Below are 25,571 nucleotides of genomic sequence, written 5' to 3' on the forward strand. Positions count from 1 at the left end.
CGTTTCAGTTCAGCGAATACGGCATCGCGAGCGTGAACGGCGCGATCTCCGCGTCGAACGCGGGCCCGCCGCTCGAGGGGAACATCTGGTAGGTGCCGTGCATCGTGCCGCGCGGCGTCTCCAGCACGCAGCCGCTCGTGTACTCGAAGTGCTCTCCGGGCCGGAGGGTCGGCTGCTTGCCGACGACGCCGGGCCCTCGCACCTCCTCGACCTTCCCGTTGCCGTCGGTGATGATCCAGTGCCGGGTGCGGAGCTGGGCGGCCTCGCTGCCCTCGTTCGAGATACGCACCGTGTAGGCGAACACGTAACGCCTCGCGCTCGGCATGGACTGCGACGGAACGTACTGGGTCGTGACGTTGACGCGGATTCCGTTCGTGATGGCGGTGGACACGCCCCTGCCGTGCCACGCGCCCGGGCCGTCCACAAGGGGACTTTCGGAGGTGTCGGAAACCCGGGCCGTGTTGACAGCCCTCATGCTCGTTCGCACGTTCCCCGAACCGTGAACGACAACGACGACCATTCAGGCGAGACCGCGGCCCACGCCCCGTCCCTCTCTTCCCTGGCCGCGCCTTCCGCCTTCGCGGGGGTCACGGGAGCGGCGTCTCCCCCGACGCCGGGCGGGCTCGTGCCGGTCGACCCGCTGCCGGGTCTCACGGCCATCGGCCCGGTGAACGAGCGCAAGGCGCGGGATTGGTCGCTCGTCCTGCAGTCGATGTCGGTCTGGCACATGATGCGCTGGACGTTCCGGGGCTGGGTCCTCGTCGTGCGGGACGAGGACTACGATCAGGCGTCGACCTCGATCGATCGGTACGAGACCGAAAATCGGGATTGGCCGCCGCAGAAGGTCCGCGAGCGGCCGCGGCACGCGCCCTCGATTGTCGCGCCGCTCCTCTTCGCTGCTCTCGCCCTGTTTTTCCTGGTCACGGGGCCCGTCGCGCACAACTCGTTCTGGTTCCAGCGCGGCCGCGCCGAGAGCGACCTCGTCCTCGGCGCGGAGCCTTGGCGCGCGCTGACGGCGCTCACGCTGCACGCGGACTCGTCGCACGTCATCGGCAACGTCATCTCGGGCGCGATCTTCGCGTCGGCGGTGCAACGCAGGCTCGGGCCAGGCGGCTCCGCGCTCGCGATCCTCACGGCGGGCACGCTCGGCAACGTCGCGAACGCGGCCCTGTATCACGCGATGGGAAACGACGTGCATCGCTCGATCGGCGCGTCGACCGCGGTCTTCGGGACGATCGGGCTGCTCGCGGCCACGCAGCTCGCGCTCGATCGGGATCACGCGGCGGGGCGGAAGCGCTCGATGCAGGAGATCGCGGCGCCGATCGTCGGCGGACTCGCGCTGCTCGGCGCGCTCGGCGCGAGCCCGCAATCGGATCTCGGCGCGCATTTCTTCGGGTTCGTCGCGGGCGTCGTGGTGGGCCTCGGCGCGGCGCTCGTCCTGCGCAAGACGCGGCCTTCGCCGCGGCCGTGGCTCCAGATGGGGCTCTTCGGAGCCACGGTCGCGCTCATCCTCGGCGCGTGGCGCTTGGCCTTGCCGTACCGACTCGTTTGGCCGTTCTGATTCGAATCAGTCGACGGGCCAGAGCCCGACCGTGCCGCCGGTCCAGGTGAGATTCTTGTTCTGATCGACGCCGAGCATCTTGCCGCGCGAGAGCCGCACGAGGTTCAGCACGAGCGCGGGCGCGGGTTCGTCGGGCGCGCGCAGGAACATCATCCGCACCTCGCCCTTCACGCCCGCTCCGTCGGGCATCTGCAGCGCGGGCTCGTAGGTGATCTTCTCCTGCAAGAGCCAGCCGTGCCGATCCGACGCGGGGATCGCCGCGATGTCCTCCTTCGTCGGATCCACATTCACGCCCGAGCCCGCGAACGAGAAGAGCGGCTTCAGCACGTAGCGCTCGAGATCGTTCGGGATCTCCGAGAGCTCCGAGAGGTAACGCGCGCGCGGCACGGCCGGGTGATCGATGTACGGCAGCGTGTACTTCGACCACGTCCAGTACCAGTTCGGGTGCGAGCACCACGTGATGTCGAGCTCCTCCGTGTAGCGGAACGGCAGCTCGATCTTGCGCGCTTCGAGCTCGTCGAAGACCACGCGGTTGTAGATGCGGCGCACCTCGACGAGCTTGCCGTTCACCTTGCGGAAGAGCTTGCGCCCCTCGCGCACGAGCGCCGTCGGGCAGACCGCGTCGACGCCGATGAGCTCCTTCGTCGCGAGGAAGTCCGGATACGTCTTCTGGTTCGGCGGATCGATGTCGAGCAGCACGACGTTCGCCGGATCTTCGCCTGCGACCACGGCCTTGCGCAGGCGCGCGACGAACGCCTCGCGATCGAGCCCGCCGAAGAAGATCGACCACTTCCGATCGAGCCCCGGCATCGTGCGGAGCGTCTCGGCCATGACCTCGGCCTGCAGCACCATGAGCGCGTAGAGCGAGGGGAACGCTTGCAGCTCGACCACGCGGCCTTCGAGCTCTCCGCTCGACCCGCGTACGATCGCGAAGTCGACCTGCACGCAGTTCGGCAAGGGGTCCATCCCCGGCGCGTCGAGGTGCGCGGGGATCGCGCGCTTCATCGTCTCGATCACGTTCGGCCGCGAGATCTGCTGCACGATCTCGGTCGCCGATTTCGCGAGGTAGTTGCGGAGCCCCTCGGGCAAGAAGAGCGGCGTCTCGGCCACCCGGAAGGGGATTTTCGAGCCCACCCGGCGCTCGAGGCGCGCGAGGTAGTCCGCGTAGGTATTGGGTCCGAAGGCGGCGTTGTAGGCGCGGCGAAAGGCGGGATCCATGCGCTTTCCTTGGTAGCACGAGCGGGGTGCGTCGCGGCAGGGGGCCGAAGTGGGATGGATCCCTGGGCCCGTCGGGTGGTAACGTCCCCCCGTGCTCTCCCGACGATCCATCACGGCCTTCGCGGTCGTGGTTCTTTCGCTCTCGGCGACAGCCTGTTCGTCCCTGACGCGGCCCGACGAGATCACCATCAAGGCTGAACCCGCGGCGGCTCCGGCGCCCCCGCCTGCTCCGGCGGCTCCTGCCGGGCAGCCCGGCGCTGCTGCGGCTCCCGCGCCCGGTGGAGGTGGTTGAGGCGGTTGACGAGGCTCCGGTCCGGAGCCTGAAAATCCCCTGCCTCGAACCCCACCTCCGCCCCTGCGACATCCGCATGCAAGCGGCACGAGCTCGCTCGTCGTGAGCTCGTCGCCCGGAACGGATCGTGCCCCGTGACATCCCTGCCCTCGCTCCACGAGACCCCCGAGCACGCGCGGCTGCGCGACGAGATTCGTCGCTTCGCGCGCCGTGAGATCGCGCCCTTCGCCCACGCCTGGGAAGAGGCGAACGAGTTCCCGCGCGAGCTCTACGAGAAGGCCGCTCGCGCCGGCATGCTCGGCGTCGGTTACCCCGAGGCCTACGGCGGATCCGGCGGGGATCTCTCGCACATGATCGCCGCGACCGAGGAGTTGATCGTCGGCGGCACGTCCGTGGGCACGGCTGTCGGCCTCGGCAGCCACGCGATCGCGCTGCCGCCGATCCTGAACTTCGGCACCGAGGAGCAAAAGAAGCGCTTCCTCCCGCCCGTGCTCGCGGGCGAGAAGATCGCGGCGCTCGCGATCACCGAGCCCGGCGGCGGCAGCGACGTCGCCTCGCTCCAGACGCGCGCGGTCAAGGACGGCGATCACTACGTCGTCACCGGCGCCAAGACCTTCATCACCTCGGGCTGCCGCGCCGACTTCGTGACCACCGCCGTGCGCACGGGAGGCGAAGGGCACGGCGGGATCTCGCTGCTCGTGATCGAGCGCGGGACGCCGGGTTTTTCCGTGGGAAAGAAGCTCGCGAAGATGGGCTGGTGGGCCTCGGACACCGCCGAGCTCGTCTTCGACGGATGCCGCGTCCCGCGGGAAAACCTCATCGGCGAGGAGAACACCGGGTTCATCCCGATCATGACGAACTTCGCCGTCGAGCGCCTGCTGCTCGCCGGCAACTGCGTGGCCATCGCCTCGCTCGCGTACGACGAGGCCGTGCGTTACGCGCGCGAGCGGCGCGCCTTCGGCAAGCCGATCATGGGCTTCCAGGTGCTGCGCCACAAGCTCGCGGACATGGCGACGCGCATCGCGGCGGCGCGCGCCCTCATGAACGACGTCATCGCGCGTCACCTGCGCGGCGACATGGTCACGGGCCTCGCCGCGATGGCGAAGAACACCGCGACGGACGCTTGCTCGTTCGTCTGCGACGAGGCCGTCCAGATCTTCGGCGGACACGGCTACATGCGCGAGACGCTCGTCGAGCGGCTCTATCGCGACGCGCGGCTCTACCCGATCGGCGGCGGGACGCGCGGGATCATGAACGAGATCATCTGCAAGACGGAGGGCTACTAGCCACCATGGGAACGCGAAATCGACGCCTCGCTGCTCTGATCGTGCCCGTCGCGATCCTCGCCCTCACGGCGTGCGAGAAGACGCCCGAGCCTCCCCCGAGCGGCGCGCCGGACAAGGCGCGCCCCGCCCCCGCGGCGCCCACGGGCAGCGCGAGCCCGGGCGCGGCCGCGCCGCAACGCAAAGGCCCGACCGACGTCGCTTACGACGTCCCCGAGGGCTGGCAGAAGGTCGAGAACCCGAGCCCGATGCGCAAGGCGACCTTCAAGATCCCGCGCGCCGAGGGCGACTCCGAGGACGCCGAGATGAGCGTCACGCAGGCGGGCGGCACGATCGATCAGAACGTCCAGCGCTGGTCGGGCCAGTTCGAACGCGGCAAGGACGACACGACGTCGCGGCAGGATCGCAAGGTGGGTGAACTCTCCGTGACCGTCGTCGAGATCCACGGCACGTTCTCGGGCGGCATGGGCATGCCGGGCGCGGCGCCGGCCGGTCCGAAGCCGAAATGGGCGCTGCTCGGCGCGATCGTGGAGACCGATGGAGCCTTGACCTTCTTCAAGCTCACGGGCCCCGAGAAGACCGTCACCGCCGCGAAGCCCGCGTTCGACAAATTCGTCGAAAGCCTGCGCGCCAAATAGCCCTCGACGCAGCCCACGGCGCGGTACACTTGTGTGCGCCGCGCCGCCCGAACCCCGGCCGCGGCGCGCTTCCTCACACGACTGTTTTCTTCGTTCAGCCATCGCGCCCCGGTTGGGGCGGAAGGAGTCTCATGCGTCGCCGTCGCCGCTCCTTGAAACCGCTTTTTTATGTACTCGCGGGCCTCGCCAGCGGCGCGGCCATCGCCGCCGGCTGCGCGGCCACGTCCACCGGCAACAAGTTCGAACCCGGCGAAGGTGGCTCCACCGGGGACGGCGGGAGCGGTGGGGGCCGCCCACCCACGTCGAGCTCGAGCGGGACGGGCGGCGAAGGCGGCATCTTCATCCCCGGTGACGACGGCGGCACCGACGCGCCGATCGACGTCCCGATGAACCCCTGCGGCACGAAGTGCGGGCCCGAGGAACTCTGCGACCCCGACCACCTCGGCACGGACGACGACTGCGACGGCGAGGCGGACGAGAACTGCCCCTGCGCCGCGGGCCAGGCGCATCCGTGCTTCAAGGGCGACCCGTCGTACCGCGGCACGCCGGGCTGCTTCGACGGCACCATGAAGTGCAGCGAGAACGGGTACTGGTCGTCGTGTATCGGCGGCGTCCACGCCACCGACCTCTGCTTCCTCAACGACACGAACGCCTGTCACCCGATGACGACGGCGCCGTTCGTCAACGTGAACCTCAAGGACGGCACGGGGAACTACAGCGCTGACGCGCTGCCGGGCTCCGAGACGTGGACCGTCACCTGCCCCGAGGGCGTGAGCCCCTGCCCCGGCGTGACCGGCTCGAACCCCATCGACGACTTCAAGCCGCTCCAGTCGGGCGAGTACACCGTGACGTACACGAAGGGCGTCGCCGGCGGCGGGACCGCGTCGTGCACGTATCCGCTCTTCGTCGGCGCGCCGGGCCTGCGCGTCGAGCTCGAGTGGGAGCACAACCTCGGCGGCGACGGCGTGGATCTCGATCTGCACCTGCACCAGCCGAACAACACGCAGCCCTGGGCCGTCTCGGGCGCGCCGCAGGACTGCGCGTGGTCGAACTGCGTCTTCAGCGACTTCTCGCCGCCGCCCTCGTTCAACGCGCCGTCCTGGTTCCCGGCGAACGTGCAGCCGCCCGAGCCCGTGTCCTGGTACCTCGACCCGGTCTTCGAGAAGAACACCTGCTACTTCGCGCCGCGCGGCGTGGGCCAGGACTGGCAGATCCTCGGCCAGGGTTGCCACAACCCGCGCCTCGACCTCGACAACATCAGTTGTGATCCGACGCTCTCGAACCCGGACGACTCCGACTTCTGCGCGCCCGAGAACGTGAACGTCGACTTCCCGCCGAAGAACCAGTGGTTCCGCGTCGGCGTCCACTACTTCAGCAACGACGACAAGACCTACGACGTCCACCCGACGGTCAAGATCTTCTGCGACGGCGCGCTGACCGCGGAGCTCGGGCCGAAGGGTTATTACGACCCCGAGACGCCCATCACGTTCACCCCGACCGACGGCGAGGGCCTGTCCGGCGGCAACCGCTTCTGGCTTGTCGCGGACGTGGCGTTCCGCGAGTCGAACCAGTGCGGCGCGCGCGGCTGCGTGGTCAAGCCGCTCTACTCGGACGAGGCCGCGAAGACGCCGCTCTTCACCTACGACGACATCGCCGAGCAGAGCTTCGGCCCGCCCTACCCGCCCCCGCTCCAGTGACGGGCGGAAGACCGTTCCGCGCCTAGATCGGGACGTCCCCCTCGAAAAACCGATGAAAGGCCGGAGGTAACGCCTCCGGCCCGATCGAAGGCTCGGGCCACGTCGCCGAGAGCGTGTTCCACAGCAAAATCGTCTTGCCCGGATGGGCCACGCACGCGCGGCGCAGGCCCACGAGCGCCTTGCCGCTGTACGTGATCTCGCCCGGAACGCCGAGCAGGCGCGTCACCTCGGGCGCGGCCTCGATCGCCTCGGGCGTCGGGTGCCCGTATCCGCGCCCCGCGACGCCGTGATCGACCTCGAAGCGCGGCGCCGGCAGGTTTCGCCTGAGCACGCGTGGTCCCGCGTGGCGCGCGAGCTTCTGCGCCGTCGCCTCGACGAGCAGCCGCAACGTCACGCGGTTGCAGGCGAAGCGCTCGGTGATCCGCGCGGCGATCACCGTCGTCGGCCAGCCGAGCAGCATCATGCCGAGCGAGAGCGCCGCCACCGTGCCGCCGCTCCCCGCGGGCAGGACGATCAGATCCGGCCGCGGCATCTCGCCCCGCTCGACCTGATCGGCCAGCTCGAACGCGGCCCCGACGTAGCCGAGGTTCGCCATCGGCCCCGACGCCCCGGGCGGCACGAAGTACGCCTTGCGCGCCCGCGCGAGCTCCTTCGCCGTGAGGATCGCCGTGCGGGCGTAGCCGCCGCCGTGGATCAGGCGCCCGCCCGCAGATGCTTGCAGCAGCAGCGATCGGCGCGCGAACGAGGTGATGGGCTGGTCGAAGAGCACGCTCGTCACGTCGAAGCCGAGCGCGCGGCCGAACAGGATCGTCGCGGTCACCTGCGTCGAGGCGAGGCCGCCGACGGTGAGGATCTCGCGCGCGCCGCGCGCCTTCGCGTCGGCCAGGATGTGCTCGAAGCGCCGGACCTTGTTGCCGCCGAAGAGCGGCGACGCGAGGTCGTCGCGCTTCATCCACACGTCGTCGCGCCCGAGGTAACGCGCGATTGCCGTGCAGCGCTCGACCGGCGTGGGACCGGACAGGAGCGGGAGCCATGGCACCTCGCGGGCGAGGGCGGGGAACTCGGCGAAGAGCCGCGGCTCGCGGGGGCCTTCCGCGAGTGCGGCCGGGGCCGTCCCGACTGCCGCGTCGTTTTTCATTGCCGGTTCGAGTAGAGCACCCTGCGCGCGGCTCCGCCAGGAGGCGCCCTCGTGCTATAGGGTCGCGCCACGAGGCGCGCCGCCCGGCGCGTCTTCTTCGTGGAGGAGACCCGATCGATGGCTCGCGTGCACAACTTCAACGCCGGACCTGCTGCGCTCCCCCTCGCCGCGCTCGAGCGCGCCCAGCGCGAGCTGCTCGACTTCGAGGGCACGGGCATGTCGATCATCGAGCACAGCCACCGTGGCAAGGCGTTCGAGGGCGTGCACGACGAGGCCCTCTCGCTCCTCCGCGAGCTGCTCTCGATCCCCGACGACTACCACGTGCTCTTCCTCCAGGGAGGCGCGAGCCACCAGTTCGCGATGGTGCCGCTGAACCTCCTGCCCCCGGAGAAAAGCGCGGATTACGTCCTGACGGGCGGCTGGTCCGAGAAGGCGTACGAGGAGGCGGGGCGGATCGGCACGGTCCGCGTGGCCGCGACGACGGCCGAGGGCAAGCGCTTCACGCGCATCCCGCGACAGAGCGAGCTCTCGCTCAATCCGAACGCGGCTTACGTGCACATCACGACGAACAACACGCTGTTCGGCACGCAGTGGCACGACGTCCCGGACACGGGCAACGTCCCCCTCGTCGCGGACATGTCGAGCGATTTCCTTTGGCGTCCCATCGATGTCCGAAGGTACGCGCTCATTTATGCCGGCGCGCAGAAGAACATCGGGCCCTCGGGGGTCACGGTCGTCGTCGTGCGCAAGGACCTCGTCGAGCAGGGCCGCAAGGACATCCCCAAGATCTTCCAGTATCGGACGCACGCCGAGAACAACTCGCTCTACAACACGCCGCCGACCTTCGCGATCTACCTCGTGCGGAACGTCCTCGCGGTCGCCAAGGAGCAGGGCGGTTTGCCCGAGATCGAGCGGAAAAACCGGGCGAAGGCGGCCTTGCTCTACGGCACGCTCGACGAGCTCGCGGGGTTTTACAAGGCCCCGGTCGAGCGCGAGAGCCGCAGCGTGATGAACGTCGTCTTCCGGCTCCCCACCGAGGAGCTCGAGAAGCGGTTCGTCGCCGAGGCGGCGAAACAAGGCATGGTGGGCCTCGCCGGCCATCGCGTCACCGGCGGCATCCGCGTCTCGCTCTACAACGCCGTGGAGCTCGCCTCCGTCGAAGTGCTCGTTCGCTTCATGAAGGACTTCGCGAAGCTAGCGGGATGACGGTGACGTAGATCGCAGATGACCCCGGTCCCGAGGTCCGCCCCCTGAAACGCGCGGAAGGACCGGCGTGACGTTGACGGTCGCGTGAAGGCGTAGATCGCGCGGGGCCATCGTACTTTTCCGCAAGCACGATCCTTCCACGCTCGGTGTGACTTGGAGTAAGCTGGGACGAGCATGAGTAGCTTGGGCCCCGGAGCCGTGATTGCCGGGAAATATCGCCTGATCGATCTCCTCGGCAAAGGAGCGATGGGCGAAGTGTGGCGCGCGGAGCACGTGACGCTCGGCGCGCCCGTCGCCATCAAGCTCATCGACGTCGATCTCCTCGGATCGAGTGGGGCGAACGAGAACAGCGAGATCGTGCAGCGCTTCTTCCGCGAGGCGAAGGCCGCCGCCGCGCTGCGCACGCCGCACGTCGTGCAGATCCAGGATCACGGCTACGACGGAGCCTTGCCGTACATCGCGATGGAGATGCTCGAGGGCGAGACGCTCGAGCAGCGCATCGAACGCGTGCGGGTGCTGCCGCCGCTGATGACCACCACGATCATCACGCACATCGCGCGCGCCGTGGGCAAGGCGCACGAGGCCGGCATCGTCCACCGCGACCTCAAGCCGAGCAACGTCTTCCTCGTGCGCAACGACGAGGACGAGATCGCGAAGGTCCTCGACTTCGGCATCGCCAAGGCCATCGGCGGCGGCGTGCTCGGCAGCCAGGGCGGCGTCGCGACGCGCACCGGATCGGTCGTCGGCACGCCCTGCTACATGAGCCCCGAGCAAGCGCTCGGGAACAAGACGATCGATCAACGCGCCGATCTCTGGGCGCTCGGCGTCATCGCCTACGAGTGCGTGACCGGCGTGCGTCCGTTCGACAGCGAAGCGCTCGGCGATCTCATCGTGCAGATCTGCGCGCGTCCTCTGCCCGTGCCCTCCGCCGCCGCGCCCGTCCCCGATGGCTTCGACGCGTGGTTCGCCAAGGCCTGCGCGCGCGAGCCGAACGAGCGTTTCCAGACCGCGAAGGAGCTCGCCGAGTCGCTGCGCTGGATCCTCTGCCCGGATCAATCGGGCATCTGGAAGCTGAACCAGACGCACCCGTCGCTGCCGAACATCGTCGTGCCGCAACAGCAGGCGCGCATCTCGAGCCCCGGCCCCGAGCCTTCGGCATTCGCCAAGACGCGCGCCGACGCGTCGACGATGACCCACCGCGGCCTCGTCTCGGCCGTCGCGGAGACGCAGCCCCCGCAAAAGAAGACGCGGCCCGCCGTGATCGCGGGCGCGCTCGCGGCCGTGGTGATCGGCGCCGCGACGGTGGTCGTGCTGCTCTCGACGAGCGGACCGCCTGCGACGACGGACGCGACGAACCCTTCGGCGTCGCCGCCCTCCGCGTCTCCCGCAGCAGAGCCTCCGAAGGAGACGGTCGCCGCGCCGACGACGGCTTCGGTCGCGCCCACGCCCGAGCCGCCTCCCACGAGCGAGCCTGCGGCGGGGACCACCGACACGCCACCCACGACCAGCGCAGCGCCGACGTCGACCACGCGGTACCCGATCAACAAGGGCGGGACGACGACCAAGAAAACGGGTACGACGAACAAGAAGAAGCCCGACTGGGGGATCTGACGTACGCGGGCGCATCCGCTTGCGTACGGCTCGAAGGAGCGTGAGGAAAACGATGCGGTTGTCGAAGGGGATCGGCTCGCTGCTCGTGAGCGCAGCTCTTTGCGCCTCGCCCGCGTGGGCGCAGCCGATCAACGATCAAGTGCGTATCGCCGCTCGCGCGCTCGCGGACGAGGGCTTCGCGCTCTACGATCAAGGCAAGTACGCCGACGCGCTCGACAAGTTCGAACGAGCCGATGCGCTCGTCAACGCGCCCACCGTGAAACTCCTCGCGGCGCGGACGCTGGAGAAGCTCGGACGCCTCGTCGAGGCGGCGGAGAAGTATCGCTCGATCACGATCCTGCAGCTCGACGACAAGGCCCCCGAAGCCTTCCGCGACGCGCAGGAGACGGCCGCGAAGGAGCTCGCCGCGCTCACGCCGCGCATCCCCACGATCGAGCTCACGGTGCAAGGCGCCGGCGCCGAGCTCGCGACCGTCATGCTCGACGGCAAGGTTTTTCCGCGCGCGCTCATCGGCGTGAAGACGCCGTTGAACCCCGGCGTGCACCGCGTCGAGGCCGATACGCCGGCGTCGTCGGCCGCGATCGATCTCAAGGTCGACGAGAAGCAAGCCGCCCGCGCCGTGCTGGAGCTCAAGCCGAAGACCGGCGCCGAGGCCGGCGGCGGCGGTGACATCGTCACGCCCCCCGGCGGCGGCGAAAGCCCGACCAAGGCGCCGCCCGGCGCGACGCAGCGGCTCATCGGCTACGTCAGCCTCGGCGTCGGCGGCGCGGCCGCGATCGGCGGCCTCGGCGCGCTGATCAGCGCCTACTCCACGCGCAGCGACATGGAGGCCTTCTGCGAGCGCGAGGTCAACGGGGACACTCCCTGCACGAACAAGAGCCAGACGAACGACACCCCCGTCTCGCCTCGCAATTACGTGAACCTCCGGAGCAGCATCGACACGAAGGCCACGCTCTCGACCGCCCTGTTCGTCGTGGGCGGCGTCGGCCTCACGGCAGGGGTCGTCCTCCTCTTGACGGCCCCCAAGGCCAAGCCCGCCTCCCCCACCAAGGCGAGCGTCGAGCCCTGGGTCGGCATCGGCAGCGTCGGCCTGCGCGGCACCTTCTGACGACCTCGCCCGAACGCTCGGCGTCGAGGTCCCGCTCGGTCGTCTGACGAAAACGTCGGAACGTGCGGGGGGCTGGGCACATGTTCACCCTCGGGGGGACGAACGAACCCGCCGATGGAGACAAGCCCCGACGAACGCTCGGGCTCGAAGCGCTCGCCCGGGCCCCCACCGGGAAGGACACGCACGAACACAGGCGGACGCTGCGTGCGAAGATCGTGCTCGCTTGCGCTGACGGCCATGACGTCGCGTACGTCGCGACGCACGCCCCCGTCACGCCCGAGAGCGCTCGCCGCTCGTCCCGACGCACCCTGGCCAGGGCCGCCGGGCTCGGCCGCTCCGCCGTGGACCGCGTCCTCGGCCGTTTCTGCGTCGCCATGGGCCGCGAGGGCCCCATGGCCCGCGCCGCTCGCCCGCGCGCTCTAGGGGGCCCGGAGGGCGCTGCGCGGCCGGCGCCTGCTCCCGGGACCGACATCGGCGCAGCCTGGTCCACATCGAACCACGGGCCCGACGCGGTGGATGAGCGTCCAGGCACGGTCTCGGGGGGGCGTCGGCGCGCCGCCGACGGAGGGATCACATCCACGAGGAACAGCCTTCGACGTCCGGCGGGCCCCCGCGGATATCCACACCATCGCTCTGGCCCACACAGCTTCGTAGACACCCGCTCGGGGGCGTAAGGCCCTCGCCTTACTCCACATCGCCGAAAAACCCGGCCCGCTTGGCGCAATGTGGGGCGGGTTTGGCGTATCGCGCCTGATCTGCCGCGAAAAACCTCACGGCCGAGGGCGGCCGCTAAAGCCGTGCTTGCGCAAGCCGATGGGCGGGCTCGTGCATCGAAGATTGCCGTCGCGCTCGCCCGATTGCAGAAGCGTCCATCGCGGCGAAGCCGTGTGGTCCCTTCTTTGATTGGCGAGCGTATGCGCCGGAGGGGTGTGCACCTCCTTGCCCGCACGCCGTCGTGCGCTCGCTCGGGTAAGGACGGGACAGACCCTTTCCATGAGGCGTCGAGATCGTCCGCTCGCCCGAAGCAACCGGGCGAGCGAGCGACCCCGCGTGTAGCAGCATCGAGAATGAGGCTCTGCCAAACCCGATGAAGTCGTCTGTCCGGCCCGATTCCACCATGCTCGAGCTCCGCCGTTCGTCGCGGCAAAACACGAGCGTGCGCGCAAACCGAGCCGGCGCGCACGAGAGCGCTCGCTCCACGACCATTTCTCATTGCAGCGGGAACACGCGCTACCGAGCGCAGCTTGACGTCATTTCGCGCGGCCCAACAGCAATCCGCGAAGCAACACGGCGCCCGGCTGGAGCATCGAGCGGGGCGTCACCAAGGAGGGGCAAATGATCGAGAAGGACCAGCACGAGACCGCGAGGAACAGCGGAGAGGCCGAGGACATGAAGCAGGCGGAGGCGTCGCAGGAGCGCGCCGAATCGGCGGCGGAGGAGCACGAGGGGCCGGTTTCTTCGAGCGACCTCGGGCCGACGACCGAGCGCAAGCCCGCCTCGCAGCGCGGCTTCGCGGCCATGGAGCGCGACAAGCAGCGCGCCATCGCGAGCAAGGGCGGCAAAGCGGCGCACGAGAAGGGCACGGCCCACGAATTCACGCCCGACGAGGCGCGCCAGGCCGGCAAGAAGGGCGGCGAGGTCGTCAGCCAGAACCGCAAGCACATGGCCGAGATCGGCCGCAAGGGCGGCGAGCGCGTGAGCCAGGACCGCGAGCACATGGCGCAGATCGGCCGCAAGGGCGGCGAGGCCGTGTCGAGCGATCGGGCCCACATGGCCCAGATTGGGCGCAAGGGTGGTGAGGCACGCGGCACCCATTGACCCTATCGTTCGCCGGGGGAGCGGCGCCCGTCGCTCCCCTCGCGTGGGGCCGCGGAAGGCCGCTGGCTCGGCTCGCCGTGATGGGGCACCATCGGGGCGCGCCATGCTCATGTCTCCACGGAACACCCAGGGAACGACGCCGCACGGCGGGAGGCCGTCGTGAGCTCGCTCGTCGTGCGCGTCGTCGGCGTGGGGGACGCCTTCACCACGCGTTATTTCAATGCCTGTTTCCTCGTCGAGGCCGGGTCGACGCGGATCCTCGTGGACGCGCCGCCCGCGCTCGGACGGGCGCTCGGGGATCTCGGCGCGCGCGGGGGACCGCCGATCGGGCTCGCCGACATCGATCACGTGGTCATCACGCACCTGCACGGCGATCACGTGGGGGGCCTCGAGCAGCTCCTCTTTTATCGGCGGTTCGTGACGGGGAAACGCGCCCGGCTCCATGCGGCCCCGGACGTGCTCGCGGGGCTGTGGGAGACACGCCTCAAGGGCGGGATGGATACCCTCATGTCGCCCGACGGGACGCGATCGTCGCTCACGCTGGACGATTACGCGGACGTGTCGCCGCTCGGCGCCGGGACGAACTCCATCGGCGATCTCGCGCTCGAATGGCGGCCGACGATTCATCACATCCCCACCTCGGCGCTGCGATTCTCCGCGGGTGGGGCACGGTTCGGCTACAGCGCCGACACGGCATTTGATCCCACGTTGATCGACTGGCTCGCCGAGGCCGATCTCTTCTTCCACGAGACGAACCTCGGCGTCCATACGCCGCTCGCCTCGCTCGTGGGGCTCGCGGAGGACGTGAAGCGCCGCATGCGGCTCATTCATTACCCCGATTTTCACGACCCGGAGCACTCGCCCATCACCTGCACGCGCGAGGGCGAGCGATTCGAGATCTGATCAGAGGCACGTCTCCGGCTTGCGGAGGAGCGCCCGCGCCGGCTCCGAGAGGGGCGCGTCCGCGAGGCCGCCGAGGAATGCCTTCGTCGCGGCCGGATCCTCCGAGAGCAGCCGCACGCCGATGCAGATGGCCCGCGCGTGCACCGGCCGCGTCGCTTCGTCGTGCAGGATGTCGCCGAGCTCGTCCACGAACGCGCCGAGACCCGCGCCCGTATTGAAGACCGCCCACGAGGCCCCGTTCATCGCCGAGGGCAAGGTCTCCGAGGTCCGCGTGGCGTGGAGCAGGTCGAGGTAAAACGTGACCCACGCCTCCGAGGTCACGTCGCGCGCGCGCCGCGCCAGGTGATCCAGCGCGATACGCCGCGCACGGAGCGAGGGAGCCTTCGAGGCGACCCTGCCGAACGTGGCGAGCTCGCGATCTTCGGAGAGCTGAAAGGCCGCGAGGTACTGGAGCCGCGAGAGGGTCATGCCCTCGTCCGCGAGGCCGGCTTCGAGCTTCGGCCATTCCACGCTGAAGAGCGTGTCCAGCGGGACGACGTCGCTGCACGCGCCGAGCCCTCCCGTGCCGATCCACCCGAGCCCGAACGACGGCGGGCCCCCTTCGAGCAGCGGCGCGAGGGCCGCCGCCCAGGCCTCCTTCTCCGCCGCGTCCAGCGTGAGCGACGCGAGCACGCAAGCGAGCTGCAGGGCCATCGCCTTCGCCCCGTCCGCGTCGAGCTCGCCGAGGAGCCCCGGGAGCTCGGCCGGCGTCATCATCGCAGCGCCCGACAAACTCGCCACCCGGAGCGCATTCATCTGCGCCGCCCCACCGAGCCCCGCGAGCACGGTGTTTCCGTTCGTCGAGAGCGGCACGCGCGCCGAGGTCCATGCCTCCGCGAGTGCGCCGTCTCCAGTGAGCTCGAAATTGGGGTGCACGTCGTCCGGATCCATGACGAGCAAGATGTCCGTCGCCGCGGCCGGGATCACGGCCCGCGCGCCTCCGAGGAGCGAGACCTCCTCGGCCGACCCATCCGCGCCGTACCAGCGCACCACGAGCGGCGCGACGAGCGCCCCGTCGGGGTCGTCGAGCACGAGGGCGAATGCGGCGTTCGGCTCCGCTTGCAGCTCGATCCGCGGCATGGCTTTCGCGTCGATTGCGCGCCGCACCCGCGCCGTCGCCTCCGGCCCGAGGGCCTGCGAGAATGCATCGACGAATGCATCGGTCCCGATCGCGCCGAAGCCGCGCGTGTCGAGGATCTTCCGAAGCGTCTCGAAATACGCGGCGTCGCCCGCCACGCTCCGGATCTGCGTGTGCAGCCAGGCCGCGCGGCCGTACGGGCCCGACGTGTACTTGTCGTCCGGCGCGAGGGATCCATCACGAATGGGCACCCCGTCCTCGCCGAAGAATTGATCCCCGTGCAGCGTCCCCTCCCCGCTCGCGTCCGTGAACGCGCGCCCGGCCTCGTATTCGAGCTGGTTCGCCATTCCTTCCTTGATCCAGAGGTCGTCCCAGGTCGCGACGGTGAGGAGATCGCCGAACCATTGATGTGCGAGCTCGTGCGCGGCGAGGTAGAAATCACCGGCGATCGTGGGCTCCGTGCTGCTTGTCTCGCGCTGGAACGAGATCCCCGCGTTCTCCATGCCGCCCACGGGGAACGATGGCAGGAGCACGAGGGCGTATCGCTCGAAGGGATACGGGCCGACGAGCGGCACGAGGCGATCGATCATGCCCGCGAGCGCCTTCGCCATCTCGGCGTGGCTGCCCGGCAGATCGCGGCGATGCCAGACCTCGACGGGCAAGCCGGTCTCCGTCTGCCATTTGGCCACCTCGAACTGGCTCACGGCGAACGCCATTTGATAGGTCGGCAGCGTCCAGCCGGTCTCGTATCGCACGCGGTGCGAGTCCGGCCCCTCCTCGGCGTCGAACACGAGCCTGCCATTGGCGATGAGTTGCTCCTGGGCCGGGATCTTCAGGGAGACGGAGAACGTGGCGCGATCGCTCGGATCGTCGTTGCAAGGCATCCACCACGAGGTCCCCATCGGCTCGGAGTCCGTGTAGAGCGCACGCCCGAGGACGGAATCCCCGAGCCGCGGGGAGATGGCATAAAGGTTGTCACTCGTGCCGGCCTCGTAATCGATGTCGACCTGGATGGTTCGTCCCTTCATGACCCTGGACGCGTCCTCCAGCGAGATCGCGAGCACGCCGCGCTGGGCGTCGACCTCGTACGCGGGATCCTCCACGCCGGTGATGCGCACGGCTTTCACGGAGACGTGGCTATCGAGGGCGATCGCGGGCGCATCCTCAGTAAGCGTGAGCGTCACGGAGACGGTCGCGGCGAGCTTACGCGTGGTCCAGTCGAACGCGCCTTCGAGCACGTATCGTTCGACATCGTAGCCGCGCGAGGCTTCCTCGAGCGGGGAGCTACCGCAGCCGGTGGTCAGGAATGGGAGGGAGACGGCGGAAAGAAAAGCGAGGCGAAGAGGGCGCATGTCACCATGCTACCCGGGCGGGCTCGGGAAGCTACATGGCGATCGCGCCGAGGTCGTGCCGAACCTCGCGGGGCGGCGGAATCCACTCCTCGTCGGGGCCCTCGTCGGGGATCTCGACGGGCTTTCCATCGTACATGCGGCGCTTGGCGGGCCAGACGAAGGTGCGGAAGAGATACACGAGCATCGAGGGCTGATCGAGCTCCGGGTGGATGAACGGCGCGACGCGCTTCGCGTGCTCGGCGGGCAGGAGGCTCCAGTGCAGGCCCGGCTCCATGTGGTGGATCGTGTGGTAGCCGTTGTTGTAGGCCATGAAATTGACGAATTTGCCGATGAAGTTCCGCGAGTGGTTGTATTCGCTCTTCTGATCGCAGCCGTCGTGCTGGAGGTAATTCATCGAGATGATGCCCCAGGCCGCATACTGATGGGGAATCAGCACGTAGATCAGGAATTTCTTCCAATCGAGCGCGAGCAGCACGCCCATCGTGCCGAGGAAGACCGTCGCCTCGAGGATCATCTGCCGGAACCAGGGCGGGTTCTTTCGGTACATCGCCTTGAAGTACCGCATGTCGGCGAGGAAGACGTCCCTGCCCACGGTCGGCATGAAGAGCAGGCCGTTCAGGAGGTTCGAGCGATACCGCACCTTCGTCGTGCGCATCACGTCACGCCGGGTCTGCGTGTGCTTGTGGTGGCTCAGGTTGTGGCCAGGGACGAAGGCGCTGACGGGATGGCCATAGGTCAACGTCAACACGACCTGGAACGCCCGATTCGCCCAGCGCTGCTTGAACACGGGGCAATGCACGGTGTTGTGCGTGGCCACGGCGCCGAGGAACGAGAACACGCACGTCAACGCGACGAGCGGGATCGCGATCCAGAGCGCGCTCGGCGCAGTCACCCACTGCACGGCCACGAGCGCGAAGTAGATCGCCACGAAGCACAACGTCCGGATGTCGGCTCGGTAACGAAGCATGAAAAGTCACCCGCCGGGAAGCCCAGCCCACGTGTGTCGAAAGTTCGACACTCTCTAGCGCATTTTTGACCGTCCAGGGCGTCGAAAATGCGGGCTGGACCTCACCGGGCCACGAGGCCCACTTGGGGGCGTAGCGCCGGGGTTTCACCCCGGGCCCGACCAGGGGCTGTCCGCCCCTGGACCCGGACCAGCGCAAGCGCTGGACCCGGGGCGACAGCGCGCGATGCGCGCTGTCGACAGGGAAGACGTCGCTCCCAAGTACGGCAGCGCTGCCGTCTCGGCTGGTGAGGTCGTGAGGGTCTTGTCACGGGCCCGTCGTAGAAACCGCGCATCGCGCGGTTTCTACGCCCTCGGTCCAGGCCGTGCCTGGTCCGGGGTGAAGGGGGCGGACAGCCCCCTTCTGGGGTGCGGGGCAACGCCCCGCAGCTCCTTCCGGGCTGCGGGGTGGAAGAAAAAGCGCTTCACCGAGGATGCGCGCGAAGCTCGCGGAGTACCTCGTCCCCGTCGAGGAGCTCGACCTCGCCGGCGTCAATCTGACGGCAGCGCTCTTCTGCGATCCTCGCCCAAAACTGCTCGAGTGCCTCGCTCTCCGACTGGCTCAGGCTTTCCAGGATGCATCGGACGAGCACCGTCCGGGAGGGGACCGGCAGGGAGAGAATTTCGTCGGCGAGCCGTTGCAGTTCGGGCGGCATGCAGGTGCTCCTCGAGAGGAACCCTAGCAGAAAGCACCAAGCCACGCGAGAGGGGTTTGTCGAGGGGGCGCTCGGTGGCCGCCCCGCTCCCCTACCCCCGCAAAAACCGCCGATACGTCTCGACGGCCCAGTGCACGTCGAGGGTCCCGCACATCTCGCGGCACGAATGCATGCTGAGCATCGGGGCGCCGACGTCGACCGTCGGGATGCCGAGCGCGGCCGCCGTGATGGGGCCGATCGTGCTGCCGCAGGGCAGGTCCGTGCGGATCACGAACTTCTGCGCCGGATAGCCGACCTCGCGGCAGATCTCCTCGAACACCGCCGCCGTGCCGCCGTCCGTCGCGTAGGACTGATTGACGTTCGATTTGATGACGAGGCCCTTGTTCAACATGGGCTGGTGCTGCGGCTCGTGCTGGTCGGCGTAATTCGGGTGCAGCGCGTGCGACATGTCCGCGCTGACCAGGAACGAGCGCGCGAGCGCCCGCTGCAAGCCCTGTGGCTCGTTGCGAGGGTAGGCCTCGAGGATCCGCGCGATCGTGTCCTTGAGGACCGTGCCGGCCGCGCCCGCGGCGCTACGGCTGCCGCACTCTTCGTGGTCGTAGAGCACGATCATGCGGGTCGAGGGGGCGCGGCCGGACTCGGCGGCGAGCGCGGCCGTTCCGGCGTGGCAGCTCGCGAGGTTGTCGAGGCGCGCGGAGAGGACGAACTCCTGCGCGAGGCCGGCGATCGTGGCCTTGGCCGTGTCGTAGAGGCAGAGGTCGTAGCCCAGGATGGCCTCGGGCCGCTCGTCGAGCTCACGGGCCACGAGGGCGCGCACGTCGGGCGCGGCGCCGAGGCCGACGACCGGGACCAGGTGCTTCTGCTCGTTCAGGACGAGCCCTTCCTTGTTGACCGAACGATTGAGGTGAATCGCGAGGTTCGGCACGCGGGCGACGGCCCGGCCGAGGTCGACGAGGCGCGCCGCCGGCCGCTCGCCTTTGCGCTGGCAGAAGACGCGGCCTGCGATGGAGAGATCGCGGTCGAGCCAGGTCGAGAGCAGCACGCCGCCGTAGACCTCGACGCCGAGCTCCTGGTAGCCGGAGCGCGAAAGGTCGGCGTTTGGCTTGACGCGCAGGTTCGGCGAGTCGGTGTGGGCGCCGAGGAGGCGGAAGCCTGCGAGCGCGGGGTGCTCGTCGCCGACGACGAAGGCGACGATCGTACCGGCGCGAAGGAAATAGCGGCGATCGCCGGGCTCGAGCTGCCAGGCGTCGTGCTCGGAGAGCGCGGAGAACCCATGCGCGGAGAGCCGGCGCGCGGCCTCTTCGGCTGCGTGATAGGGGCTCGGGGAATGGTCGAGGAAGGCGCAGAGATCGCGGGCGGCGGCGAGGCCCTGGGCGCGGAGGTCGCCCTCGCTGGCTTGCTGAAGCAGGGTGTCGGTCGTGGTCATGGGCGGGGGCGATGGTAGCAGGCGAGAGCGAAGGCGAAAGCGGAAGCAGGCGCGGACGCGAACGCGGGCGCGGGCCCGGTCGTCGCGCCAGCAGGCCTATCGGTCGAGGGCAATGGCCTTCGACGCGTGTCCGGTCACCGGAAATCCCAGAAAGAAAACCAGCGAACGAGCACGCCCGCGGCACGCGTGTTGCTGTGGATTCGGTCGAGCCGTTCGCCGTGTGCACGCGCGGGCTCGGGAGGTCGTCATGGCGCGTCGATTCCTGCGTGGATGCAACCCGGAGCCCGATGAATCCGTGGAATCATGGCTCGCGCGCATCTTCGAGCGCGCCCAGCGCGTCGCCGTCGTGACCGGGCTCCTCGCCCAGGGCTGCACGACCGAGCCCACGCAAGCGCTCGCAGAGCCTGGAGACACGGACGCCATCGACGAGACGGGGAGCGCGCAGGTGGCCGGCGGGGTGCCTTGCGCCCCCGGCGCAACGATGCCCATTTCGGCGAGCGGCCTCTCGCCTGCGCGGCGCTTCGATTACCTCGCCATCCGCACCCTCTACGGCACCCCTGCCGCGGAGGAAGGCCCGGAGCGCTGGACGCAGTCGAACTTCAGCGTCGTCAGCGAGGTGGGCACCACCTGCGCGACGGCCACGACCCGCGAATGCCACCAGAAGATCCGCATGCACCCGGAGCCCTTCCGACGGACGAGCTGCTTGCAGCTCTGCACCGAGACGTCGGTCGTGACCACGGCGGGCGACGAGGTGCGGCGCTGGGCCGGCATCCCGGAGCTCGTTTCGCTCCTCGGCCCGATCGATACGCCCGACGAGGCGCTGCTGCTCGTGGAGGCCGCTGGATACGACCTCACCTGCAACAATGCCGAGCGCACCACCGTGCGCGCGGCGCGGGACGGCTTCATCGTGACGGCCACGAAGATCACGAGGGATTGCGCGCCGATCATCACCACTCGATTCACGCTGCGCGTCTTTCGCAGCGGCGAGATCCAGGAGGTCCGCGCCGAGGAGATCGGGCGTGACTCGGCCTGTATCGGGCGGGTCCCGGCCGGGCTCACGAGCGCGGCCGCGGACGAGGGGCGGTCTCCGCTCGGGGATTACCTCGCGCGCGCCGCGCACCTCGAGGCGGCGAGCGTGATCGCCTTCGAGCGGCTCGCGGCGGAGCTCTGCGCGCTCGGCGCGCCGGCGTCGCTCGTGCACGAGGCGCGGAGGGCGGCCGAGGACGAGGTCCGGCACGCAGACGTGGTCTCGGCCCTCGCACAGGCGCGCGGCGGCGCCGCGCCCGTCCCGCCGCGCGTGGAGGAGCAGCCGCTCCGAGCGCTCCTGGCGCTCGCCCTGGAGAACGCGGTGGAAGGCTGCGTGCGCGAGACGTTCGGGGCGCTCGTGGGGGCCCATCAGGCGCGGCGCGCGGCGGACGCCGAGCTCGCGGCGGCGATGCGGGAAATCGCGGCCGACGAGGCGCGGCACGCGGCCCTGTCGTGGAAGGTCCACATCTGGGCGATGGAGCAGCTCGGGCCGGAGGAGCGGGCGCACGTCCAGGAGGCGCAGGCCGACGCGCTTTCGCGCCTCGCCGCGTCGACGACGCACGCCCCAGCGCCCGAGGTGGCGCACGCGGCGGGTTTGCCGGGGCCGACCGAGGCGGCATGCCTGCTCGACGTGCTTCGGGAGGGCATTCAAACGCCGGTAGCCCGGCGGGAGGCCGTTATTGCGACTTCATCACCTTGACCGGCCGACCGTCTTTATCGACCTTGCTCTCCCCGGCCGGCGCGCCTTTGGGCTGGCTGCCCACGTTGATCGTGAACGACTGCACCTTGGCCTGCTCTCGACCGTTGAAGGTGCCGCTGACGCGGATCGCGAGGTTACTCTCGGTCGTCCCCGCGTCGTAGAGAACGGACACCTTGACGGATTGCCCGTTTCTCACGGACGGCTCCGAGACCGGGCTCGCTCCTCCCTTGAGCTTCAGCCCGTCCACCCCCCAGACCTCGATGGTGATGTTCGAGCCGTCTGCGCCGAAGACGACATCCAGATCGGCCGCGCCTGGCTTCAGCGTCGCGGTCACGTTCACGGGAGCGGAGGGCTTCGCTGTTGGCTCGGACGGGCCTGACGTCTCGGCCGCGACCGTGCCTGGTGCCGCGGCTCGGGGCTCGCCCGAGGCCGCCTCGAAAGAGCCGCCCGCGCTCGCGGGAGGAGCCGGAGGCCGCGCTCCGTCGGTCCCGCATGCCGTCGCTGCGAAAAGAACGACCATCCCCACGATGCCGATGTATTTCATTGTCGATTCCTCTTTCAGTGCGAGATGGTGATGTCCGCCGCGTACGACACGGGCATGGTGTTGTACCCACGCACGCTGAGCACGTAGATCGTCCCTGCCTCCGAATCGAACGTGAGGCTCTCTTCCCCGCTCGGGTTTTCGTCGGACGTGACGAGGACGCCGGCGTTGAAGACCGCCAGGTCGACGTTGCTCGGGCTGGTGGAGGTGACGGTGATGGGCATCCCGTCGCCTTCGATCCGGAAGTAGACGTTCTGGCAGAGACGATTGGATTCGTCGTCGCCGGTCATGTCGACGGTGTAGCTATTGCCGACGACACCCTCCTTGTAGACCGGCAGGCTCCCGGGGAAGCCGCCTGAATGCGTCTCGTTCGTCCCCCACTCGTCCTCGATGGGGTCGATGCCGAAATCGGCGCTCGCGTTGTAGAACGACGTGACTGCGTCGATGCCCGGCGCGGCTTGCGGTTCGTTCTCCTTGAGCGAGGCCACGAACGAGAAGAGCGTCGTGAACGAAGCCTTGTTCTTTTGGCTCTGGTGCGCCTCGTAGATGCCTTTGATGCCCACGCTGACCTGGTCGAACGGCTCGTTCGGCCCGTCATAGAGATCGTACACGAGCCCCTGGACCGTCGTCTCCGAGAACCAGCCCGGGTTCGACTCGACGTTGTTGTCGTTCACTTCGACATCGTTCGCGAAGCCGCCCGCTTGCCCGGGCCCGGAGCTGTCGGTGTACGTGGTGTCCGGATCGAGGAGGATCGCGCTCAAGCCGGTGCAGAACCCTTCGCTCCAGGCAAGCCGCGGGTCCTCGATGTCGCTGGAGGCGTGGGTGCCTCCGATGGTGTCCGCACGGCCGAGCGTCCGGTCGAACCAGTGGCCCCACTCGTGGACGATGATGTGCGAATCGAACTCGTCGGTGTCCACGTCCTCCTTGCCGAGGATGTAGAGCTCCTCGCCGTCGAAATGGGAGGTGCCGACCTGGCCCATGGCTTTGTCCCCGTCCTCGGGGCGATTGTTGATGCTCCAGTTGAATTTGAGCGGAGGGAGCTCGGGGGGCGGGGAGACCTCGTCGAGGAAGCGCCTCGCCGCCGTGTAGGCCGTATCGAGCACAGCGAACGGCGCAGCGGCGCGGGTCTTGGTGTACGCGGTCCCGTCCCAGCCCGTGGCGGCGAGGACGTCTAGCTTCGCGTCGGCGGCGCTATCGGCCGTGTTGCTCTCCATCACGTAGACCTCGTCTCCGGACGTATTGTCCTCGACGATCAACGAGGGGACCTCCGTCTGGGCGTAGACCCAGACCTTCACTTTTGCCGCCCCCGTGTAGTCGAAGCTGTAGGCGCCCTCGTCGTCGGAGGTCGTCTTCGCGATCTCGGCGTCGGTGTCGGCGTCGAGCAGGCGGACCGAGGCCCCGCGGATCGGGCGCTTCTCGATCTTGCCATAATCGAGCTTTTCGAGGTCGACGTCGAAGGGAATGTACTCATACGACAGCGAACCCGAGAGGCGAAAGCTTTCGTCTTGACCACCGGCTCCGCCGCTTCCCGAGGAAGAGCTGCTGCCATTGCTACTGCTGCTGCCATTGCCGTCGTCGCAACCGGCGACGAGCCCGAGGGCGAGCGCCGACACGAGGAAAGGCAGGGTCCTGCGGAGAACGAGAGAGCGAGCGTAGATCATAAACCATCCTTCTACCGGACTGTCTGGACGCGCCGGCCATGCGTCAGTGATGGGTAGGTAGGTCAGCTCCGGCGGCGTCGCGCGAAGATCATGCCGAGCAACCCGAGCGCGGCCCACGCGGCCGCTCCCTCGCGTTCGGTCGTGCCGGCCGCGACGCAGCCGCACCCGCCGCTGTCGCCGCTGGTCCCACCGCCGCCGGTTCCTCCCGCTCCCACGTCCATGCATTCGCCCGCGAGGCACGTGCCGCCGGTGCAGGCGGTGCCGTCGGGATACCTACGAGGAGGTCGCCGCGACGGGCGTGACATGCCGGGCGCCGGCCAGGAGCCGCAGGCTCACTCGCAGACGCCGCCCTGGGCCGCCCCGAAGTTCAGGACCTTGGTCCTGCACGCCTCGCCCTCCGCCGCGGTGAGATTGGTCAAGATGACGGGGAAAGCACCCCCACTGCAACTCGTGGGGCTGGACGGCTGCATCACCTGCACGCCGCAGAAGCTCTCGCCGCCCTGCGTTCCGGCGAGGAGCTCCACGAGCGACGCGCCGGACTCGGAGACTGCCCAGGAAAAGCTGTCCGGGCTCGTCACGTTGCTCCCGCAGGGGCCCGGGAAGGAGTAATTGGTGCACCGGCCATCCTTCACGAGCGTCCCAGCCAGCGCGCTTTGCCACGACGGATCCGCATCGCAGGGACAGACGGCGCAAGCCGGCCCGCAGGAGAGCATGCCACCGCAGCCATCGGGGATGGTGCCGCAGGTCGCTCCCTGGGCCTCGCAGGTGGTGGGGACGCAGATCTCGCAATTCACACCCGAGTAGCCGGACGGGCAGGAGCAGGTGTAACCGCCCTCCGCCGTCGCGCAGGTGCCACCATTCTGGCACGGCTGCCCCGCGCCGGGGGTGCAGGTCCCGGCCTGGCAGGTGTCGGCCACCGTGCACGCGTCGCCGTCCGCGCAGGTGGTGTTGTCCGGTGCGTCGGCCACGGTCGGCTGACCGGCGCTGCACGCGGGGACCTTGCAGGGGTTCGCGTCGTCGGGCGGCAGGTCGGTGTCGTCGGCGATGGTGGTGGTGTTGCCGTTGCCGTCACACACGATCGCGCTGCAATCCCCGGAGGTCTGCATGTCCACGGGCGTGTTCGCGGGCGTGAAGTCCACGCCGCAGACCCCGGCCTCGCACGTGCGCGCCTTGCATTCGTCGTCCATGCCCGTGCAGTCGGCCGGCGTGTTGCAACCGACGCACATGCCATTGCCGTCACACACGAGGCCCGCGCCGCAGGCGGCGCCCGCCGAACGCGGGGGGTTCGACGGCACGCCCGCGGTGCACACGTCGCTGGTGCATTCGTTCATGTCGTCGGGCACGTCGGTGTCGTCGGCTTGCGGGATCGCGGCGCCGTTGCCGTCACACACGGCCGCCTGGCAATCGCCCGTCACCGGATCGGGCAAGGCGGTCCCGGCCGCCGTGGGCTTGTGCGTGGGCACGCCGTCCTCGCAGACGTCCTCCGTGCAGGGGTTCTCGTCGTCCTCGGGGGTGCATTCGCCGCCGCCCGCGCCGCCGCTCCCGCCCGCGCCGCCGCTCCCGCCCACGCCGCCGCTCCCGCCCACGCCGCCGCTCCCGCCCGCGCCGCCGCTCCC

The 25,571-nt window shown here is 69.3% G+C and carries 22 protein-coding genes; 11 read left to right on the forward strand and 11 right to left on the reverse strand.

Features of this window, described 5'->3' with window-relative positions; all coding sequences use genetic code 11:
* Positions 1-4 precede the first annotated feature (4 nt).
* Positions 5-391, reverse strand: a complete 387-nt coding sequence (gene apaG / locus QHF84_RS38355) for a Co2+/Mg2+ efflux protein ApaG (protein ID WP_281318508.1) — start codon at positions 389-391, stop codon at positions 5-7.
* Between the two features lie 108 nt (positions 392-499).
* On the opposite strand from apaG, the gene QHF84_RS38360 reads away from it, so the two are divergent.
* The gene (locus tag QHF84_RS38360; protein WP_281318509.1) at positions 500-1,561 is read left to right on the forward strand and encodes a rhomboid family intramembrane serine protease; all 1,062 of its coding nucleotides are present in this window, start codon (positions 500-502) and stop codon (positions 1,559-1,561) included.
* A 6-nt stretch (positions 1,562-1,567) separates the two neighbouring features.
* Here the strand turns inward: QHF84_RS38360 and QHF84_RS38365 are convergent, their stop codons facing one another.
* Positions 1,568-2,779, reverse strand: coding sequence for a hypothetical protein (locus tag QHF84_RS38365; protein WP_281318510.1), 1,212 nt, complete (start codon positions 2,777-2,779; stop codon positions 1,568-1,570).
* Between the two features lie 91 nt (positions 2,780-2,870).
* Here QHF84_RS38365 and QHF84_RS38370 point away from each other — a divergent pair, with 91 nt between their 5' ends.
* The 4 genes from QHF84_RS38370 to QHF84_RS38385 all read left to right on the forward strand — a co-directional run bounded on the left by QHF84_RS38370 (position 2,871) and on the right by QHF84_RS38385 (position 6,689).
* The gene (locus QHF84_RS38370) at positions 2,871-3,071 is read left to right on the forward strand and encodes a hypothetical protein (protein WP_281318511.1); all 201 of its coding nucleotides are present in this window, start codon (positions 2,871-2,873) and stop codon (positions 3,069-3,071) included.
* A 143-nt stretch (positions 3,072-3,214) separates the two neighbouring features.
* Complete coding sequence (locus tag QHF84_RS38375; protein WP_348652915.1) at positions 3,215-4,357, forward strand: acyl-CoA dehydrogenase family protein; 1,143 nt, start codon at positions 3,215-3,217, stop codon at positions 4,355-4,357.
* A gap of 5 nt (positions 4,358-4,362) precedes the next feature.
* Complete coding sequence (locus QHF84_RS38380) at positions 4,363-4,992, forward strand: hypothetical protein (protein ID WP_281318513.1); 630 nt, start codon at positions 4,363-4,365, stop codon at positions 4,990-4,992.
* 131 nt (positions 4,993-5,123) lie between these two features.
* Entirely contained in the window at positions 5,124-6,689 is a 1,566-nt protein-coding gene (locus QHF84_RS38385; RefSeq protein WP_281318514.1) for a hypothetical protein, read from the forward strand.
* A 22-nt stretch (positions 6,690-6,711) separates the two neighbouring features.
* Here QHF84_RS38385 and QHF84_RS38390 read toward each other — a convergent pair whose 3' ends face one another.
* Positions 6,712-7,827, reverse strand: coding sequence for a pyridoxal-phosphate dependent enzyme (locus tag QHF84_RS38390; protein ID WP_281318515.1), 1,116 nt, complete (start codon positions 7,825-7,827; stop codon positions 6,712-6,714).
* A 117-nt stretch (positions 7,828-7,944) separates the two neighbouring features.
* On the opposite strand from QHF84_RS38390, the gene serC reads away from it, so the two are divergent.
* The 5 genes from serC (at position 7,945) to QHF84_RS38415 (ending at position 14,473) form a co-directional block, all read left to right on the forward strand.
* The gene (serC, locus tag QHF84_RS38395; RefSeq protein ID WP_281318516.1) at positions 7,945-9,033 is read left to right on the forward strand and encodes a 3-phosphoserine/phosphohydroxythreonine transaminase; all 1,089 of its coding nucleotides are present in this window, start codon (positions 7,945-7,947) and stop codon (positions 9,031-9,033) included.
* 174 nt (positions 9,034-9,207) lie between these two features.
* The gene (locus tag QHF84_RS38400; RefSeq protein WP_281318517.1) at positions 9,208-10,644 is read left to right on the forward strand and encodes a serine/threonine-protein kinase; all 1,437 of its coding nucleotides are present in this window, start codon (positions 9,208-9,210) and stop codon (positions 10,642-10,644) included.
* A 52-nt stretch (positions 10,645-10,696) separates the two neighbouring features.
* Positions 10,697-11,752, forward strand: a complete 1,056-nt coding sequence (locus QHF84_RS38405) for a hypothetical protein (protein ID WP_281318518.1) — start codon at positions 10,697-10,699, stop codon at positions 11,750-11,752.
* 1,335 nt (positions 11,753-13,087) lie between these two features.
* Entirely contained in the window at positions 13,088-13,570 is a 483-nt protein-coding gene (locus QHF84_RS38410; protein WP_281318519.1) for a general stress protein, read from the forward strand.
* A 159-nt stretch (positions 13,571-13,729) separates the two neighbouring features.
* Positions 13,730-14,473, forward strand: a complete 744-nt coding sequence (locus QHF84_RS38415; RefSeq protein WP_281318520.1) for an MBL fold metallo-hydrolase — start codon at positions 13,730-13,732, stop codon at positions 14,471-14,473.
* Here QHF84_RS38415 and QHF84_RS38420 read toward each other — a convergent pair whose 3' ends face one another.
* The 4 genes from QHF84_RS38420 to QHF84_RS38435 all read right to left on the reverse strand — a co-directional run bounded on the left by QHF84_RS38420 (position 14,474) and on the right by QHF84_RS38435 (position 20,027).
* Positions 14,474-16,942, reverse strand: a complete 2,469-nt coding sequence (locus QHF84_RS38420) for a M1 family aminopeptidase (protein WP_281318521.1) — start codon at positions 16,940-16,942, stop codon at positions 14,474-14,476.
* A gap of 31 nt (positions 16,943-16,973) precedes the next feature.
* Positions 16,974-17,909 (reverse strand): fatty acid desaturase, encoded by a 936-nt coding sequence (locus tag QHF84_RS38425; protein ID WP_281318522.1) that lies wholly within the window; start codon positions 17,907-17,909, stop codon positions 16,974-16,976.
* A gap of 461 nt (positions 17,910-18,370) precedes the next feature.
* Positions 18,371-18,601 (reverse strand): addiction module protein, encoded by a 231-nt coding sequence (locus QHF84_RS38430; protein ID WP_281318523.1) that lies wholly within the window; start codon positions 18,599-18,601, stop codon positions 18,371-18,373.
* Positions 18,602-18,692: 91 nt separating this feature from the next.
* Positions 18,693-20,027, reverse strand: a complete 1,335-nt coding sequence (locus QHF84_RS38435) for a M18 family aminopeptidase (protein WP_281318524.1) — start codon at positions 20,025-20,027, stop codon at positions 18,693-18,695.
* Between the two features lie 247 nt (positions 20,028-20,274).
* Here QHF84_RS38435 and QHF84_RS38440 point away from each other — a divergent pair, with 247 nt between their 5' ends.
* Positions 20,275-21,753, forward strand: a complete 1,479-nt coding sequence (locus QHF84_RS38440; protein WP_281318525.1) for a ferritin-like domain-containing protein — start codon at positions 20,275-20,277, stop codon at positions 21,751-21,753.
* Here QHF84_RS38440 and QHF84_RS38445 read toward each other — a convergent pair.
* The 4 genes from QHF84_RS38445 to QHF84_RS38460 form a co-directional block, all read right to left on the reverse strand.
* On the reverse strand, positions 21,731-22,297 hold the full coding sequence (locus QHF84_RS38445) for a hypothetical protein (RefSeq protein ID WP_281318526.1): 567 nt from the start codon (positions 22,295-22,297) through the stop codon (positions 21,731-21,733). The two genes, QHF84_RS38440 and QHF84_RS38445, sit on opposite strands and share 23 nt — an antisense overlap.
* A 14-nt stretch (positions 22,298-22,311) precedes the next feature.
* Positions 22,312-23,955, reverse strand: a complete 1,644-nt coding sequence (locus tag QHF84_RS38450; RefSeq protein ID WP_281318527.1) for a carboxypeptidase-like regulatory domain-containing protein — start codon at positions 23,953-23,955, stop codon at positions 22,312-22,314.
* Positions 23,956-24,017: 62 nt separating this feature from the next.
* Positions 24,018-24,170 carry an MYXO-CTERM sorting domain-containing protein gene (locus QHF84_RS38455; RefSeq protein WP_281318528.1) on the reverse strand — a complete coding sequence of 51 codons (153 nt, stop codon included), beginning with the start codon at positions 24,168-24,170 and terminating at the stop codon, positions 24,018-24,020.
* Positions 24,171-24,287: 117 nt separating this feature from the next.
* Positions 24,288-25,571, reverse strand: a 1,284-nt coding sequence (locus tag QHF84_RS38460; RefSeq protein WP_281318529.1) for a calcium-binding EGF-like domain-containing protein, incomplete at its 5' end; no start/stop codon positions are given.

It is taken from the genome of Polyangium sp. y55x31 (genome assembly GCF_029946505.1).
Classification (GTDB): domain Bacteria; phylum Myxococcota_A; class Polyangia; order Polyangiales; family Polyangiaceae; genus Polyangium.